At 66.5% G+C, this 17253-nt stretch carries 15 protein-coding genes; 12 read left to right on the top strand and 3 right to left on the bottom strand.

Annotated features, from left to right (window positions below):
* Positions 1-104 precede the first annotated feature (104 nt).
* Complete coding sequence (locus C8C99_RS09165; protein WP_108627100.1) at positions 105-1565, bottom strand: short-chain fatty acyl-CoA regulator family protein; 1461 nt, start codon at positions 1563-1565, stop codon at positions 105-107.
* Positions 1566-1713: 148 nt separating this feature from the next.
* On the opposite strand from C8C99_RS09165, the gene C8C99_RS09170 reads away from it, so the two are divergent.
* The 11 genes from C8C99_RS09170 (at position 1714) to C8C99_RS09215 (ending at position 13533) form a co-directional block, all read left to right on the top strand.
* Positions 1714-2109 (top strand): acyl-CoA thioesterase, encoded by a 396-nt coding sequence (locus tag C8C99_RS09170; RefSeq protein WP_108625564.1) that lies wholly within the window; start codon positions 1714-1716, stop codon positions 2107-2109.
* On the top strand, positions 2106-3263 hold the full coding sequence (prpC, locus tag C8C99_RS09175; protein ID WP_056644717.1) for a 2-methylcitrate synthase: 1158 nt from the start codon (positions 2106-2108) through the stop codon (positions 3261-3263). The genes C8C99_RS09170 and prpC overlap by 4 nt, the downstream gene beginning before the upstream one ends.
* Positions 3264-3286: 23 nt before the next feature.
* Complete coding sequence (acnD, locus tag C8C99_RS09180; RefSeq protein ID WP_108625565.1) at positions 3287-5956, top strand: Fe/S-dependent 2-methylisocitrate dehydratase AcnD; 2670 nt, start codon at positions 3287-3289, stop codon at positions 5954-5956.
* Positions 5937-6497: a hypothetical protein gene (locus tag C8C99_RS09185; protein ID WP_056644721.1), complete on the top strand. Its 561-nt coding sequence runs from the start codon at positions 5937-5939 to the stop codon at positions 6495-6497. Before acnD ends, C8C99_RS09185 begins: the two co-directional genes overlap by 20 nt.
* Before the next feature lie 53 nt (positions 6498-6550).
* Positions 6551-7753, top strand: coding sequence for a 2-methylaconitate cis-trans isomerase PrpF (gene prpF / locus C8C99_RS09190; protein ID WP_108625566.1), 1203 nt, complete (start codon positions 6551-6553; stop codon positions 7751-7753).
* A gap of 64 nt (positions 7754-7817) precedes the next feature.
* Positions 7818-8684, top strand: coding sequence for an oxaloacetate decarboxylase (locus C8C99_RS09195; protein ID WP_108625567.1), 867 nt, complete (start codon positions 7818-7820; stop codon positions 8682-8684).
* Between the two features lie 105 nt (positions 8685-8789).
* The gene (locus tag C8C99_RS09200; RefSeq protein ID WP_108625568.1) at positions 8790-10187 is read left to right on the top strand and encodes a bifunctional diguanylate cyclase/phosphodiesterase; all 1398 of its coding nucleotides are present in this window, start codon (positions 8790-8792) and stop codon (positions 10185-10187) included.
* Positions 10187-10537 carry a hypothetical protein gene (locus C8C99_RS23840; protein ID WP_146186023.1) on the top strand — a complete coding sequence of 117 codons (351 nt, stop codon included), beginning with the start codon at positions 10187-10189 and terminating at the stop codon, positions 10535-10537. Before C8C99_RS09200 ends, C8C99_RS23840 begins: the two co-directional genes overlap by 1 nt.
* A 138-nt stretch (positions 10538-10675) precedes the next feature.
* A complete protein-coding gene (locus C8C99_RS09205; protein WP_108625569.1) occupies positions 10676-11143 on the top strand; it encodes a CopD family protein in 468 nt (155 codons plus the stop codon).
* 99 nt (positions 11144-11242) lie between these two features.
* Positions 11243-13087: an ABC transporter ATP-binding protein gene (locus tag C8C99_RS09210; protein WP_108625570.1), complete on the top strand. Its 1845-nt coding sequence runs from the start codon at positions 11243-11245 to the stop codon at positions 13085-13087.
* A gap of 119 nt (positions 13088-13206) precedes the next feature.
* Entirely contained in the window at positions 13207-13533 is a 327-nt protein-coding gene (locus C8C99_RS09215; protein ID WP_108625571.1) for an EthD family reductase, read from the top strand.
* A 33-nt stretch (positions 13534-13566) separates the two neighbouring features.
* Here C8C99_RS09215 and C8C99_RS09220 read toward each other — a convergent pair whose 3' ends face one another.
* On the bottom strand, positions 13567-15603 hold the full coding sequence (locus C8C99_RS09220; protein WP_108625572.1) for a tetratricopeptide repeat protein: 2037 nt from the start codon (positions 15601-15603) through the stop codon (positions 13567-13569).
* A gap of 229 nt (positions 15604-15832) precedes the next feature.
* On the opposite strand from C8C99_RS09220, the gene C8C99_RS09225 reads away from it, so the two are divergent.
* A complete protein-coding gene (locus C8C99_RS09225) occupies positions 15833-16156 on the top strand; it encodes a helix-turn-helix transcriptional regulator (protein ID WP_108625573.1) in 324 nt (107 codons plus the stop codon).
* Positions 16157-16224: 68 nt separating this feature from the next.
* Here C8C99_RS09225 and C8C99_RS09230 read toward each other — a convergent pair whose 3' ends face one another.
* Positions 16225-17217: a tripartite tricarboxylate transporter substrate binding protein gene (locus tag C8C99_RS09230; protein ID WP_108625574.1), complete on the bottom strand. Its 993-nt coding sequence runs from the start codon at positions 17215-17217 to the stop codon at positions 16225-16227.
* Positions 17218-17253 lie beyond the last annotated feature (36 nt).

Genomic DNA, 17253 nt, shown 5'->3' on the forward strand with positions numbered 1-17253 from the left:
CAACATCTGGTTACAGCGAAAAATTTAAGAAGAAAGTGCCTCCAGCGCCACAGCGACATGCCTTGCAAGCTATGAAATGATGAGCATATTTCATGACCGGCCAGTCACGCCCCGGACCGAGCGGCGGGTGGCGGCGCCACCGGGTACGGCGCGAACCGGCTGCGGTTTTCGTTCACGTCCAGCGCGCGGCCGATGGGCGGAAACGCGCGCTGCGGGCAGGCGTCACGCTCGCACACCTTGCAGCCCATGCCAATGGGCACGGCGGCTTCGGGGTTGGCCAGGTCCAGCCCCCGTGAATACACCAGTTGCGGCGCGTGGCGGATGTCGCAGCCCAGCGCCACCGAGAACTCCTTGCCTGGCGCCCCCCACCCGCCCCCGCTGCGCGACACCGTGCGCGCCACCCACAAGTAGACACGCCCGTCGGGCATGCGCGCCACCTGCGGTACGGTGCGGCCCGGCTGGGCAAAGGCCTCGTACACGTTCCACAGCGGGCAGGTGCCGCCGATCTTGCTGAAGTGAAAGTGGGTGGCCGACTGCCGCTTGCTGATGTTGCCCGCGCGGTCCACCCGGATGAAGAAGAACGGCACACCCCGCGCACTGGGCCGTTGCAGGGTGGACAGGCGGTGGCACACGGTCTCGAACCCCACGCCAAACTGCTGGCCCAGCCGGTCGATGTCGTAACGTGCAGCCTCCGCGGCCCGCAAAAAGGCCGCGTAAGGCAGCACCAGCGCCCCCGCAAAGTAGTTGGCCAGGCCAATGCGTGCCAGCGAACGGGCCTGGTCGCTGGACAGGCCCGCTGCATCGGCCAACCGCTGCAGTTCGGCGCCTTGTTCCAGAAACGCCAGCTGCGTCGCCATCTGAAAAGCGCGCTGTCCGCGCTCCAGCCCCACGGCCAGTTGCAGCACGCCGGTGTCGGCCTGGAACACACGCTGCGCCTGCCCCGGCAGGTCGGCCACGTCCACCACCCGCACGCCATGGGCGGCCAGCAGGCGCTGGGCCAGCGCCTCGTCCGCCCGGCCGGGCAGAAGGCCCCAGTCGGCAGCGCACTGCTCGGCAGCGTCGTCCAGCTCGGCGATGTGGTTCTGGCGCGCAAAGAAGAAGTCGCGCACTTCTTCATAGGCCATGGGCGGGTGGTGGGCCATGGCGCCCTCGCCGCCCCGGTCGTTGCCCAGGGCGGCCAGGCGTTCGAGCGCTTGGCGGTGCCGCTGGTGCAGCGCGAGCAGCGTGCGCGCCACGGCGGGCATGCCAGCGGCCAGCTCGCGGATCTCGGCGAGCGACACGGCATCGCCTGCGCCCTCTCCGCCCACACCCGCAGGCAGGTCGGCCAGCACCTCGCGCAGGCCGGTGATGAGGCGCGCCTCGTCGTCGTCGGAGAACCGCTGCACATCCACGCCAAACACGGCGTTGATCTTGAGCAGCACCGGCACGGTGAGCGGGCGCTGGTTCTGCTCCAGCTGGTTCAGGTAGCTGGCCGACAGGTCCAGCGCACGCGCCAGCGCCACCTGGGTCATGCCGCGTTCTTCGCGCAGGCGGCGCAGGCGCACGCCCATAAAGGTTTTTTTCATCGTTTCTTTCGCTGTGGGGTCGTGCCATTCGTTCGCAAAACCAATCTGCAAATAATTCGCAAACTTTGCAAATCACAGATGCCACCTTCGCAATCATTCGCCAATTCAGCCCTTACCGAGGGGTGACATTGTGCGTAAATTGCGAAGCATGACAACCCCTCAAGGCACCGTCGAGCTGACGGAAATCGTCTTCCCCGCCGAAGCCAACCACTACGGCACGCTGTTTGGTGGCAACGCCCTGCAGCTCATGGCCAAGGCGGCGTTTCTGGCGGCACGCGGCGCCGCAGCGCGCGACGTGGTGATGGCGGGCGTGACCGATGTGCGTTTTCTGGCCCCCGTGCCCGTGGGCCATGTGCTCACGCTGCGCGCCTGGGTCACCCGCATCGGGCGCAGCTCGCTCACCGTATGCGTGACTGGCCTGGCCGCCACGCTGGGCTCGCCACCCGATGAGGTGCTGAAGGGAATTTTTGAAATGGTGGCGGTGGATGGCAAAGGCCGCCCCGCTGCCATCACCAGCGCATATGCAAACCAGGAGACCCCATGACCACCACCGTTGAAACCCCGGGCTTCAAGCCCAAGAAATCCGTGGCCCTGTCGGGCGTGACGGCGGGTAACACCGCCCTGTGCACGGTGGGCCGCACGGGCAATGATTTGCACTACCGGGGCTACGACATCCTGGACATTGCCGAGGTCTGCGAGTTTGAAGAAATCGCCCACCTGCTGGTGCACGGCAAGCTGCCCACGCGCGCCGAACTGCGTGCCTACAAGGCCAAGCTCAAGGCCCTGCGTGGCCTGCCACTGTCGGTCAAGCAGGCGCTGGAGCAACTGCCCGCCGCCAGCCACCCCATGGACGTGATGCGCACGGGGGTCTCGGCCCTGGGCTGCGCGCTGCCCGAGAAGGACGACCACAACCTGCCCGGCGCACGTGACATTGCCGACCGGTTGATGGCATCACTGGGCTCCATGCTGCTCTACTGGTACCACTGGGCAAGCTCGGGCCGCCGCATCGAGGTGGAGACGGACGACGACTCCATCGGCGCGCACTTTTTGCACCTGCTGCACGGCACCCCACCCAGCGCGGCCTGGGAGCGCGCCATGCACACCTCGCTCAACCTGTATGCAGAGCATGAGTTCAATGCCTCCACCTTCACCGCCCGCGTGGTGGCGGGCACGGGCAGCGACATGTATTCGGCGATCACCGGCGCCATCGGCGCGCTGCGCGGCCCCAAGCATGGCGGCGCGAACGAGGTGGCCTTCGAGATCCAGAAGCGCTACGACAGCCCCGACGAGGCCGAGGCCGACATCCGCCGCCGCGTGGAGGCCAAGGAGGTCGTGATCGGCTTCGGCCACCCGGTCTACACGGTGAGCGACCCGCGCAACGTCGTCATCAAGGGCGTGGCTCGCAGCCTGTCGCACGAGGCGGGCAGCACCAAGATGTTCGACATTGCCGAGCGGCTGGAATCGGTGATGTGGGAGGTGAAAAAGATGTTCCCCAACCTCGACTGGTTCAGCGCCGTGAGCTACCACATGATGGGCGTGCCCACCGCCATGTTCACGCCGCTTTTCGTCATTGCACGCACCAGCGGCTGGGCAGCGCACATCATCGAGCAGCGCATCGACAACAAGATCATCCGGCCGAGCGCGAACTACACCGGGCCCGAAGACCTGGCGTTTGTGCCCATTCAAGACCGCAAGTAAAACAACGCCCCAGCCCCACGCCCATGAACACCCTGTATCGCAAGCCGCTGCCCGGCACGCAGCTGGACTACTTCGACGCCCGCGCCGCTGTCGAAGCCCTGCAGCCCGGCGCCTGGGCCACCCTGCCCTACACCGCCCGGGTCCACGCCGAGAACATCGTGCGCCGCGCCGACCCGGCCACCGTCAATGACTGCCTGCGCCAGCTCATCGACCGCAAGCGCGACCGCGACTTCCCTTGGTACCCCGCACGCGTGGTGTGTCACGACATCCTGGGCCAGACGGCGCTGGTGGACCTAGCGGGCCTGCGCGATGCGATTGCCAAGGAGGGCGGCGACCCGGCCCAGGTGAACCCCGTGGTGCCGGTGCAGCTCATCGTGGACCATTCGCTGGCCGTGGAATGTGGCGGGTTCGACCTCGATGCATTGGCCAAGAACCGCGCCATCGAAGACCGCCGCAACGAAGACCGCTTTCACTTCATCGAGTGGACGAAAAAAGCCTTTACCAACGTGGATGTGATCCCCGCGGGGAACGGGATCATGCACCAGATCAATCTGGAAAAGATGTCGCCCGTGGTCCATGCCGACCAGGGTGTGGCCTACCCAGACACCTGCGTGGGCACCGACAGCCACACCCCGCATGTGGATGCGCTGGGCGTGATCGCCATCGGCGTGGGCGGCCTGGAGGCCGAGAACGTAATGCTGGGCCGCGCATCGATGATGCGGCTGCCCGAGATGGTGGGCGTGGAGCTGACAGGCCACCGCCAGGACGGCATCACCGCCACCGACGTGGTGCTGGCGCTCACCGAGTTTTTGCGCAAGGCCAGGGTGGTGGGCGCGTACCTGGAGTTCTTTGGTGAGGGCGCCGCCAGGCTCACCATTGGCGACCGCGCCACCATCTCCAACATGGCACCGGAATATGGCGCGACGGCGGCGCTGTTCAGCATCGATGAGCAGACGCTGGACTACCTGAGGCTGACCGGCCGCGAGGCCAGCCAGTTGAAGCTGGTCGAGACCTATGCCAAAACCACTGGCCTATGGGCCGACGCGCTCTCGGGCGCCGTGTACGACCGCACCCTGCGTTTTGACCTGTCTACCGTGGTGCGCAACCTGGCTGGCCCCTCCAACCCACATGCGCGCGTAGCCACGTCCGACCTGGCCGCCCGGGGCATTGCGGGCCCCTGGGCTATGCCCTCGCCGGGCGAAGGCACGATGCCCGATGGCGCCGTGGTCATCGCCGCCATCACCAGCTGCACCAACACCAGCAACCCGCGCAACGTGATCGCCGCCGCGCTGCTGGCACGCAACGCCCACCGGCTGGGCCTCACGCGCAAACCCTGGGTCAAGACCTCGCTCGCACCCGGCTCCAAGGCGGTGGAGCTGTATTTGAAAGAAGCCGGTCTGCTGACCGACCTGGAGGCGCTGGGCTTTGGCATCGTCGCCTTTGCCTGCACCACCTGCAACGGCATGAGCGGTGCGCTGGACCCTGCGACTCAGCAGGAGATCACCGACCGCGACCTGTATGCCACTGCCGTGCTCTCGGGCAACCGCAATTTTGACGGGCGCATTCACCCGTACGCCAAACAGGCGTTTCTGGCCTCGCCGCCCCTGGTGGTGGCCTATGCGATTGCGGGCACGGTGCGGTTTGACATCGAAAAGGATGTGCTGGCGGTGGTGGATGGCAACCCCATCCGGCTCAAGGACCTGTGGCCCAGCGATGCTGAAATCGACGCCGTGGTGCAAGCGGCCGTGAAACCCGCACACTACCGCGCCGTGTACGAGCCCATGTTTGCCCTGCGGCAGGACGAAGGCCCGCGCGTGTCACCCCAGTACGACTGGCGCCCACAGTCCACCTACATCCGCCGCCCGCCCTACTGGGACATCGAGGGCATCGGCGCGCTGGCCGCCCACCCGCGCACCCTGCAGGGCATGCGCCCGCTGGCCATCCTGCCCGACAACATCACCACCGACCACCTCTCGCCGTCCAACGCCATCCTGCCTGGCAGCGCGGCGGGCGAATACCTGGCGCGCATGGGCGTGCCGGAGGAGGACTTCAACTCCTACGCCACCCACCGGGGCGACCACCTCACCGCCCTGCGCGCCACGTTTGCCAACCCGCAACTGGTCAATGAGATGGCCGTGGTCGATGGCAAGGTCCAAAAAGGATCGCTGGCCCGCGTGGAGCCCGAGGGCCAGGTGATGCGCATGTGGGAGGCCATCGAAACCTATCTGCACCGCCGCCAGCCCCTCATCATCATTGCGGGCGCCGACTACGGCCAGGGCTCCAGCCGCGACTGGGCCGCCAAGGGCGTGCGGCTGGCGGGGGTGGAGGTGGTGGTGGCCGAAGGCTTTGAACGTATCCACCGTACCAACCTGATTGGGATGGGGGTGCTGCCGCTGGAGTTTGGGGCGGGGGTCAACCGCAGCACGCTGGGGCTGAATGGGACGGAGGTGTATGGCGTGGAGGGCCACCGCGCGCCAGGCGCCCGCCTCACGCTGCTCATCCGACGTCAAAATGGTGCATGCGCCAAAGTACCCGTGACTTGCCGCCTGGATACGGCCGAGGAGGTTTCCATCTACGAAGCCGGGGGAGTCCTGCAGCGCTTCGCGCAGGACTTCCTGGCCGCCAGCAACGTGGAGCTGTGCACCGGCCATGAAAATCCCCCGGCTGATTTTCATGGCCAAGCCACCGCCTGAGGTGGCTGCAGCGATGTGGATCGCCATTGCACGCAATGGGCTTGAGCAAAGTACCTTGTCTCCCATGGACAACTGGCACCAGACCCTATCGGACCGCTATGGGGACACCCCGGAAATGCGCCAGAGAATGCTGCGCGCAGGCGCCGATGTGAAGGCGCGTGCATGCACGTTGGTGCTCAACCGCATTCGAGACGGGGTGCACAAAGAACAGGGCAAAACCACCATCCAATGGTCCTTCCGGGCCCGTGGAAGGCCGCAGTGCTTCGATGCCCTGCTAGCGGCAGTCCGGCACGCGCTGAGTACAGAAGGGCTGGCGACGAAAACAGGCCACACGCCACACACCACCATCAGCTACTGGGCGCCAACACGCCTGGGGCCCACACAGATGAACCCGATTGCCTGGACCATCGACGAAATCCTGCTGGTGGTAGGCCGCAACGACGAGAGCTACAGCAACCGCTACAGCTACGAAACCATCGGCCGTTGGCCCTTGCAACCCGCGCCGCCCGACCCGTCCAGCACACAACTGCCCCTCTTTTGAGCCAACCCCACCCACCACAGGGTTCACAACGGCCTGCTCACATTTTTCCAACCATGCTTACTGCCCCTCAAATCCGAATCCCGGCAACATACCTGCGCGGTGGCACCAGCAAGGGAGTGTTCTTCTGCCTTGACGACCTGCCCGCACCGGCCCAGCAACCTGGCCCCGCGCGCGACACTCTGCTGCTGCGCGTGCTGGGCAGCCCCGATCCGTACGGCAAGCAGATCGACGGCATGGGCAATGCGTCGTCGAGCACCAGCAAGGCGGTGATCTTGTCGCGCAGTACGCGGCCGGGGCATAACGTGGATTACCTGTTTGGCCAGGTGTCCATCGACCAGCCCTTCGTGGACTGGAGCGGCAACTGCGGCAACCTCTCGGCGGCGGTGGGGCCCTGTGCCATCCACATGGGGCTGATCGATGCGGCGCACCTTCCGCAGGACGGCACCTTTCCGGTTCGCATCTGGCAGGCCAACATCGGCAAGACCATCGTGGCGCATGTGCCCATGGCCCACGGGCAGGTGCAGGAGACGGGCGACTTCGAGCTGGACGGCGTGACTTTTGCCGCCGCCGAGGTGGCGCTGGAGTTCATGGACCCGGCGGACGACGGGGAAGAAGGCGGCGCCATGTTCCCCTCGGGCAATGTGGTGGACACCTTGGAGGTCCCCGGCGTCGGCAGCTTTGCCGCCACGCTGATCAACGCGGGCATCCCCACCATCTTTCTCAACGCCCAAGAGCTGGGCTACGCCGGTACCGAGCTGCAAGGCGCGATCAATGGCGATGCGGCCGCACTCGCGCGCTTCGAGGCCATCCGCGCCCACGGCGCCTTGCGCATGGGGCTGATCCACGCACTGGGCGAGGCCGCCACCCGCCAGCACACGCCCAAGATCGCGTTCGTGGCCCCACCTGCGAGCTACACCGCCTCCAGCGGCAAGGCCATTGACGCCAAAGACATCGACCTGCTGGTGCGCGCACTCTCCATGGGCCAGTTGCACCACGCCATGATGGGCACGGCGGCGGTGGCCATTGGCACGGCTGCGGCCATACCGGGCACGCTGGTCAACCTGGCGGCAGGCGGCGGCGTGCGCAGCAGTGTGCGGTTTGGCCATCCCTCGGGCACCCTGCGTGTGGGGGCCGAGGCAGCGCAGATCAATGGCCAGTGGAAGGTGACCAAGGCCCTCATGAGCCGCAGCGCCCGCATCCTGATGGAAGGCTGGGTGCGGGTGCCGGGCGACAGTTTTCAAGCAAAAACGGCTTGATGCGCCGGTGAATCATGCGCCACTAGCTATCAAAAATATAGCAACTTTATCCATTCCCCATTCCATGAATACCAGACAGCAACTCAAAGCCCTGGCCCAGGCCCGCCGGGGCGTCATCGTGCCCGGCGCGTTCAACGCCCTCTCTGCCCGCGTGGTGGCCGACCTGGGCTTTGAGGCCATTTATGTGACCGGCGCAGGCGTCACCAACATGTGGTTCGGCCTGCCCGACCAGGCTTTCATGGGCCTCACCGACATTGCCGACCACACGGCGCGCATCCGCGACGCGGTGGATCTGCCGCTCATCGTCGATGCCGACACAGGCTTTGGCAACGCGCTCAACACCTACCACGCAGTGCGTGTGCTGGAGCGCGCGGGGGCCGACTGCATCCAGCTCGAAGACCAGGTCAGCCCCAAGCGCTGCGGGCACTTCAACGGCAAGGAGGTGATCAGCACCGAGGAGATGCTGGGCAAGATCAAGGCTGCCGTGGACGCGCGCCGCGACCCGGACACCCTCATCCTGGCACGCACCGACGCCTGCGCTACCCAAGGCTTCGAGGCCGCCGTGGAGCGCGCCCAGCGGTTTGAGGAGGCTGGCGCCGACATCCTGTTTGTCGAAGCTGTCACCACCCTCGACGAGATCCGCGCCCTGCCCCAGCGGCTGGCCGCGCCGCAGCTGATGAACATGGTGATTGGCGGCAAAACCCCCATCACCAGTGCCGATGAACTGGCCTCGCTGGGCTATGGGCTGGTGCTGTACGCCAACGCGGCGCTGCAAGGCGCGGTGGCAGGCATGCAGAAGGCCCTCACCGTGCTGCGCGACCACCAGCGCATCGACGAAGACCCGGCGCTGGTGGCGCCGTTTGCCGAGCGCCAGCGGCTGGTGCGCAAGGCCGACTGGGACGCTTTGGAGGCCAAGTACACCCGACCGTAAGCCCGCTCACGGGGCCCGCACCCGTCGCGTTTTTGCCTTCAGGGCCGCACAAGCCAACGGGGCCGTGCACAATGGGTCTTTCCAGCACACCGTGCACCCAGCCTGATGCAAAGCATTTCTTCGTTGAACCTGGTGGACCTGTTGCTCGATGCCGTATGCATCGTCCGAGCGGACAGCACCATTGTGTTTGTCAGTCCGGCGTTTGAGCGCATTTTTGGCTACGCACCCAATGAAGTCGTGGGCAAGCGCATGCTGGACATGGTGCACCCCGACGACCTGCCCGCCACGCAACGCCAGGCCCAGAGCGTGACGCAGGGCGAACTCCAGCTGCAGTTTGAAAACCGCTATGTGCGCAAGGATGGCTCCATCGCCCACATCCGCTGGACGGCCCGCTGGCTGCCCGACAAGCAGGTGCGGCTGGCCGTGGCGCATGACATCACCGTGCGCAAGGCCACCGAATCGATGCAGGCGGTGATCTACGCCATCTCCGAAGCCGCGCACACCACGCACAACCTGCAGGCGCTGTTCCAGCACATCCACCAGATCGTGGGCGGCCTGTTGCCCGCCACCAATTTTGCGGTGGCCCTGTACGACCCGCATGACGACCGGCTGAGCTTTCCGTACCACGTCAACGAGCATCTGCCTGCGCCCGAGCCCATGGCACTCGCCGAGGATCCGCGCTATGCCGAGGTGATTCGCGGCGGAGTCACCTTGCTGCTCACGCCAGAGACATCCGTGGCAAAAGCCGCGCACTGGCACCTTGCCTCGCAAGCACCCCGGCCCGCCGCTGCCGCCCCGCATTCGGCGCAGGGGCCGCTGTACTGGCTGGGCGTGCCCTTGCAGACGCAGCGGGGCCCGCTGGGGGCATTGGTGCTGCAAAGCTATACCGAGCAAGGCCGCTACACCGACAAAGACAAGGAGCTGCTGCAGTTCGTCTCCACCCAGGTCGCTGCCGCGATTGAGCGCAAGCAGATGTACGAGCGCCTGGAGCACATGGCGCAGTACGACCAGCTCACGCACCTGCCCAACCGCCAGCTGTTTCTGGACCGGCTCAAGACCGCCCTGGCCCGCGCGCGGCGCGAGCAGACGCTGCTGTCCCTGCTGTTCATTGACCTGGACCGGTTCAAGGATGTCAACGACACCCTCGGCCACGCCATGGGCGACCTGCTGCTGCAACGGGTGGCCCAGCGGCTGCTCGAATGCGTGCGCGCATCCGACACGGTGGCGCGGCTGGGCGGCGATGAATTTGTGGTGCTGCTGGAGGGCGGCCAGGCCCGCGAGCACGCCAGCGCAGCAGCCGACAAGATCCTGGCCGCGTTTGGCCAGGACTTTGACCTGGAAGGCCAACGCCTGTACATCCAGCCCAGCATTGGCGTGGCCATCTACCCCGAGCATGGCGGCGAAGAGCACCGCCTGCTCGGCCACGCCGACGAGGCGATGTACCTGTCCAAGCGCAACGGGGGCAATCAGGTGCAGGTGGCGCTGGTGCCCCAGCATTCCTGATGCCCGTATCCCCGCCCGCGCCCCCCGTGTCGCACACGCCCGAGCCCGGGCCTGAGGCGGCCGCACCAGGTTCACGCAAGGGGACCAGGGCGCTCATGCTGCAACTGGCTGTGCGATGCGGCCTGGCTGTGGTGGCCGTGCCGGTAGCGCTTGCCGTTACCCTGGTTCTCTTTCCATTCTGGTCGTGGGTGGAACGCACCACGGGCATCGAGAGCGTGGGCCACAGCGGGCCAGCCAGTTGGTGTTACCTGGCCGTCTGGGTGCCGATGGCCATGGCCTTGGTCCTGCCCCCACTGTGGCGGCTGGCACAGGCACTCTCGCGCAGGCTACATGGCCACGCGGACTCATAGGGGTTCTCTAGCCAGGGCTGACCGCCGAAGGCGGATCACCGCACAATGTTGTCCTGCCGCCGTTGCCCAGCCCGGCACGTGCACGGGCGGCTTCCCCCGAGTCCTTTCATCACACTTGGTGCCTAGCGCCCCACACCGATGCTCTACAACGCCCTGAAGCTGGTCCATGTCCTGTCCGTCATCGTGTGGGTGGGGGGCATGGTGTTTGCCCATTTTTTCCTGCGGCCTGCCGCGCAGTCGCTGGAGCCGCCACAACGTGTGCGGCTGATGCATGACACGATGCAACGGTTCTTTGCGGCAGTGACCGTCGCTGTGGCGGTGGTGCTGGTCAGCGGGCTGTGGATGATCGGCCGCGCCGCCAAGCAGGCGGTACAGACGGGCGGTGTGTTCTCCATGCCGCTGGACTGGACCATCATGGCCACGCTGGGTCTGGTGATGATCGCCATCTTCGGCCACATCCGCTTTGCACTGTTCCGGCGCCTTCAACGTGCCGTGGCAGCCTCGGACTGGCCCGGCGGCGCCAAGGCCCTGGGCAGCATCCGCAGCTGGGTGGGCGTGAACCTGGCGCTCGGTGTGGTCATCGTGGTGATCACGCTGCTGGTCTAGCCCCCAGGCCCCGACGCGTTGGGGCTGCCCTGTGTTGTTGGGCCCCACGGGCTGCCGCAGTGCGCGGCATGACCTGCCGGGGCCCCAGGAGTTTTGACGTTGTTCCGTTTGTTTGAAAGCCGGCTTCCCCCCTACCCCGCCGCAGAGCCGCACCTGCCCCCCAAGGCCTTTGTGGCGTTCGTGTGGGACGGCACCCGCGGCCTGCGTGGCTACGTAGCCGCCATGGCGGGGTTATCCGCAGCCATTGCGATCTATGAAGCGCTGCTGTTTGCGGTGCTGGGCCATGTGGTGGACTGGATTGCCACCACCGCACCCGGCGCGCTGTGGGCCGAGCGCCAGGGCGCACTGATCGGCATCACCGTGCTGCTGCTGGCGTCGGTGGTGCTGGTGGCGCTGCAGACCAGCATCAAGCACCAGGTGCTGGCCATCAATTTTCCGCTGCGGCTGCGCTGGAACTTCCACCGCCTGATGCTGGGCCAAAGCATGGCGTTCTACGCCGACGAGTTTGCGGGCCGCATCACCACCAAGATCATGCAGACCGCGCTGGCCGTGCGCGACATGATCTTTACGACCACCGACGTGGTGATCGGTATGGGCATCTACCTGGTGACTATCCTTGTGCTGCTGGCCGGGTTTGACGCGCGGCTGCTGCTGCCCTTTGCCGCGTGGATGGTGGCCTATGGCCTGGCCTGCTGGTACTTTGTGCCGCGCCTGGGCCAGGTGGGCAAGCAGCAGGCCGATGCGCGCTCGGTGATGACCGGGCGCATCACCGATGCCTACACCAACATCGCCACCGTCAAGCTCTTCTCGCACACGCGGCGCGAGTCGGAATTTGCGCGCGCGGCGATGGATGCATTCAAGCTCACCGGCTACGCGCAGATGCGGCTGGTGAGCCTGTTCGAGATCGTCAACCAGCTGCTGGTGGTGGCCATGATTCTCGGCGCCTGCGGCACCGCGTTGTGGCTCTGGTCTGCGGGCGAGGTGGGTGCGGGCGCTGTGGCCGCCGTCACGGCCATGACACTGCGCGTGTCGGGCCACGCCCACTGGGTGATGTGGGAGATGACCACTCTGTTTGAAAGCGTGGGCACCATCCAGGACGGCATCAACACGCTGACCCGACCACGCGCCGTGGTCGATGCCCCCGATGCCAAGCCCCTGGTCGTGAAGCAAGGCGAGGTGCGCTTTGAGGACATGAGCTTTGCCTACGGCAGCGGCCCCGATGCGCGCCCGGTCATCGATCACCTCAACCTCACCATCCGCCCTGGCGAAAAAATCGGCCTGATTGGCCGCTCAGGCGCGGGCAAGTCCACGCTGGTCAACCTGCTGCTGCGCTTTCATGACGTGCAGTCCGGCCGCATCTTGATCGACGGGCAGGACATTGCCCATGTCACCCAGGACAGCCTGCGCCGCCACATCGGCATGGTCACGCAAGACACCTCGCTGCTGCACCGATCGATGCGCGACAACATCCTGTACGGCCGCCCCGATGCCAGCGAGGCCGACCTGCACCAGGCCGCCGAGCGTGCCGAAGCGGCTGACTTCATTGCTACGCTCACCGACCTGCAGGGCCGCACCGGCTACGACGCCCATGTGGGCGAGCGCGGCGTGAAGCTCTCGGGCGGCCAGCGCCAGCGCGTGGCCATTGCACGCGTGATGCTGAAAGACGCGCCCATCCTGCTGCTGGACGAAGCCACCAGCGCGCTCGACTCCGAGGTGGAAGCTGCCATCCAGCAAAGCCTGGACGGCCTGATGAAGGGCAAGACCGTGATTGCCATCGCCCACCGCCTGTCCACCATCGCCGCCATGGACCGCCTCATCGTGATGGACGCGGGCCGCATTGTGGAAGAAGGCACGCACGCCCAGCTGCTGGGCCAGGGCGGCGTGTATGCCCGCCTGTGGGGGCACCAGAGCGGCGGGTTCCTGGGCGAATCTGAAGAGGACTGAGCCCGCAGAGGCAGACAGGCCCCCAGCCGCATGGGCGACACGCTGTCGCGCACGCGGCTGTGCCGAGGGTGTGTTGTCCCTACGGTGGCGGGTTTCAACCACCGGATGGAATCGCACCGATGATCAAAGTCACCGCCGTTTACCGCTGGCGTGAAGGCGCCACCTTCAACCACGACTACTACCACTCCGAGCACATGCGCATCGCCCGCGCGGCACTGCAGCCGCTGGGCCTGGTGCGGCTGGAAAGCGACCGCGTTCTCTACCCCGGCGAGCCGCGCCCAGGCCAGATCGTGGCGCTGACCAACGCGTTCTTCAGCGACCTGAAACAGGCCCAGACGGCCGCCAAAGCGACAATGGCAGAGCTGTCGGCCGACATTCCCAACTACACCAACATCCAGCCCGATTCGTACTTTGCGCAGGTGCTGGAGCACCCTGTCACCGCCTGACGGCCTCGTGGGTTTGCGGTGGGCGACCCACCCCTACCCACGTTCACGCAAGGCCTTGAACAGCAGGCCCAGACACACGCCCATGCCCAGCAAGGGGATGGCCGCCAGCACCGCCACCACGGCACGCGCCAGGGGCGACCAGTCAAAGTCGCGCGCCGTGCGCCACGCGCCCAGCGCGGCGATCAGACCCAGCACCAGCATGCCCATGCGGAAGCTGGCTCCGGGTTTGAAGAAAGCCATCAGCAATGCCCCATTGGTCACACCAATGCCCAGCGCCGCATGGCCCAGGTGCCATGCAAACGTGGAGGTGGAGCGCCCATAGCGGGCATCTTCATGGGCATCGCCCTCGTCGTCCTCTTCGCTGCGATGCGTCGGGCCCGTGCGGCTGCGCGATGGGCTGGGCGCCTGCGAACGCGGAGTCTGTGGCTCTGGCGGCCTGGCTGTACCTGGCGACGGCGGGGCGCCATCGCCCCGCCCCCACTCGCCTGCGGACAGACCCGCCGCTGCCGCTGCGCCCACCACCCGCGCGGCGGCCCCACCAGGAGCCTGAAGACTCGGGGCGAGTCCACGCTCTTGCAGCACTGCGCGCAGCCGCCCCGGCTCGCGCAGCGCCATCACCAGCGCCCGCACGGGCCCTTGCTCCTGCGGTTGGATGCGCAGGTCGGCCACCTGCATGGTGGTGCCCCGTGTGTTGGCCAGCATGAACAACGCCTTGGCCACCAGCGCGTCCTTGGGGCCGCCCTTGCCACTTTCGACGAAGGTTCCCAGGTTGTAGGTGGCGTCGGCGTGGCCCGCCTCGGCCGCCTGGGCATACCAGGCGCGGGCCTGGGCCAGGTTCACAGGGCCGCCATAGCGGCCATGCTCGTCGCTGGTGCCCAGGTGAAAGGCTGCGTGCGGGTCCCCTTCGCAGGCATACCAAGTCGGCAGGTCGCGCAGGGGGTTGCCAGTCCACACCAGGGGTGCAGCGGCACGTGACGCGGACGCAGCCGCAGCGATGGGTGCCAGGCTGAGGCCGCCGGGCGATTCAGAGGCTTCCTGGGCCTGTTTCTTTTGCTGCGCCCGCTGCCGCTGTTCTTGCGCGGCCGCGTTCCACTTGGCGGCCTGCTGCGCATCCGCCGGTCCACCCCAGCCGCGCTCGAACATCACGGCCAAAAGGCGTTTGGCAGGTTCATGGTCCCAGTCCGCCGCGCGCTGGCACCAGGAGCGTGCGTTCTCAAAGTTCGGTTGCTCCCAGCCGATCACTGTCTCCAGCGCCTGCAAAAAGGCGGCCACCTCGTGGCCCTGGGCCGCTGCGGGCTCGAGTGCGTCTGCCGCTTCGATGCGCTTGCGCGAGTACAAGGCCAGTTGCTCGCTGCGGGCCACGGCGTCATCCACCGCCTTGCGCTCTTCGTCCACGATCTGCAGCAGTGGCTCGCCCCGCGCGGCCTTCAGCCTGGCCATCAGGGCCTGGATGCGGGCCTTGGCCTTGTCCGGAAAGCGCTCGTAGAAGGCTTGGGCGTCCTCGCGGGTCTCTGCATCGTGCGCGCCCATGAGCTGCAGGGCCGCCGCCAGATCGAAATGCCTGCGCTGGCCCATGGTGCCAAATCGCAGCGACCGACCCAGGGCATACAAGGCCAAGGGGTTGCCCCGCGCGGCCCAGCGCCGGTACTCGGCCCAGGCCCTGGCGTCATCGCCCGCCTGCCGCGTCCGTGCCGCGTGGCGCACCTGCAGGTCAGGCTCTTCAGGGGCATCGCCGTTGGCCAGATAGTGCACGCCACTTTGCGGGTCATACAGGTTCAAACCCAGGCGGGCCGCCTGCTCCCAGCCATCGTCAAACGGCGGCCCCCAGTCCGGAAAGCGGGTGTTGATGCCCACGCCAAAGGTCGGGTCGGTGATGTCAGGGCCGCCAAGGTAGATGTCCCAGAACCCGGGAAAGCGCGGCTCGACGGCCTGGGCCCACGCTGCGTACTTGGGGTTCATCGGCACCTGGGAGCCGGCCTCCACGCGCTCGTACTGCGCGTCCGCCTCGGCCTTGGTCGTGGGCCACGGCCAATCGGCGGGCTTTTCCCAGATCTGGATGGTGTAGCTCACAAATCCCTCCTCGGATGCCGCTCGGATGCGGCTTGTTGTGGGTGTTGACGTTCGTCAAGTGCGAGCGAATTCTAGAAGCGCACCCCGCTCGCCTGCATCCCCGGCACTTCTCTGTTTTGTCCAGTGATGTGCCAGCACCACACCCGGATAACGCTCCCGATTTTTGGGTAAAAATGGGCTGTAGCGCCGGTACTTCATGCCCAATTAGCTCTTCTTTTTATAGCAACCTATGTCCACACCACCCGTTTCTGCCATGGCCCTTGCCATGCCTGTGCCCAACGGCGAGCAGCTCAAGGCCGCGCGCGTTGCTGCCGGGCTCAGCCAAGCGCAAGCCGCCGAACTCATGGGCTACCCGCTGCAGACCGGCAGCCGGGGCGGCGTGCAGTCGCGGACCTGGCAGGCGCTGGAGAGCATGACCGACGAGCGCAACATGCAGGGGCCGGTGTTTGCGATGTTTCTGTTGCTCACGGGGCAGCATCCCGATCTCGTGCTCGCACCACGCTCCCCATCGGCGGACGCCCCCGCAAACGCGCAAGCGCCCAACCCGCAATAAAAAAGGCGGAACGGCCCGAAGGCTGTTCCGCCAAGTCTTTACAGGGAGAAAAAGGGGTCAGCGGGCGATCAGTCCACCTTGATGTTGGCCGCCTTGATGACCTGCGCCCACTTGTCCACTTCGGCCTTCTGGAACGTGGCGATCTGGGCCACGCTCATGTCGGCAGGCTCCATGCCAAATCCCTTGAGGCGGGTCTGCATGTCGGGCTGGGCGAGGATCTTGCGGATCTCGTCGTGCAGGCGGCTCACCACTGGGGTGGGCGTGCCAGCCGGCACAAAAATCGCCTGCCAGGACTGCACCTCGAAGTCCTTGAGCTCGGCCACACCCGACTCTGCCACCGTGGGCACGTCGGGCATGGAGGCCAGGCGCTTGGGCGACGTGACGGCGATGGCGCGCAGCTTGCCGCTCTGGATGTGGGGGGCAGCCACCACCGTGGTGTCAAACATCATGTCCACCTGGCCGCTGATCACGTCCTGGATCGCAGGGCCGCTGCCCTTGTAGGGGATGTGCGTGAACTTCACGCCCGACTTGTAGGCCAGCAGTTCCACCGCCAGATGCTGCGAGCTGCCCGTGCCGGCCGACGCAGACGACAGGCCGCCCTGCTTGCCCTTGGCGGCCGTCAGCACGTCCTTCAGGGTTTTATAGGGACTGGCGGCGGACACCACCAGCACCACCGGGTTGGTGCCGATCAACGTGACGGGGCTGAACGACTTGATGGGGTCGTAGCCCAGCTTGGGGTACAGGCTGATGTTGATGGCATGCGAGCTGACGGTGCCACCTAGCAGCGTGTAGCCATCCGGGGCCGAGCGCGCGGCGGCCTCCGAGCCGATGCTGCCTGCGGCGCCGCCCTTGTTCTCCACCACCACCGTGGTGCCCAGGGCCGTGCCCAGTTGCTGGCCGATCAGGCGGGCCAGGGTGTCGGTGGTGCCACCGGCGGCAAAGGGCACCACGTAGCTGATGGGTTTGCCGGTGGGCCAGGTGGTCTGGGCCATGGCGGGCAGCGCCATCAGCGCGCCTGCGGCTGCCAGGGCGGCGTATTGGACCAGGGTTCTGCGTTGCATGTGTTTGTCTCCTTGGGGTAATGAAAAAGAGGGGCG

This window comes from Acidovorax sp. 107 (assembly GCF_003058055.1).
Classification (GTDB): domain Bacteria; phylum Pseudomonadota; class Gammaproteobacteria; order Burkholderiales; family Burkholderiaceae_C; genus Acidovorax.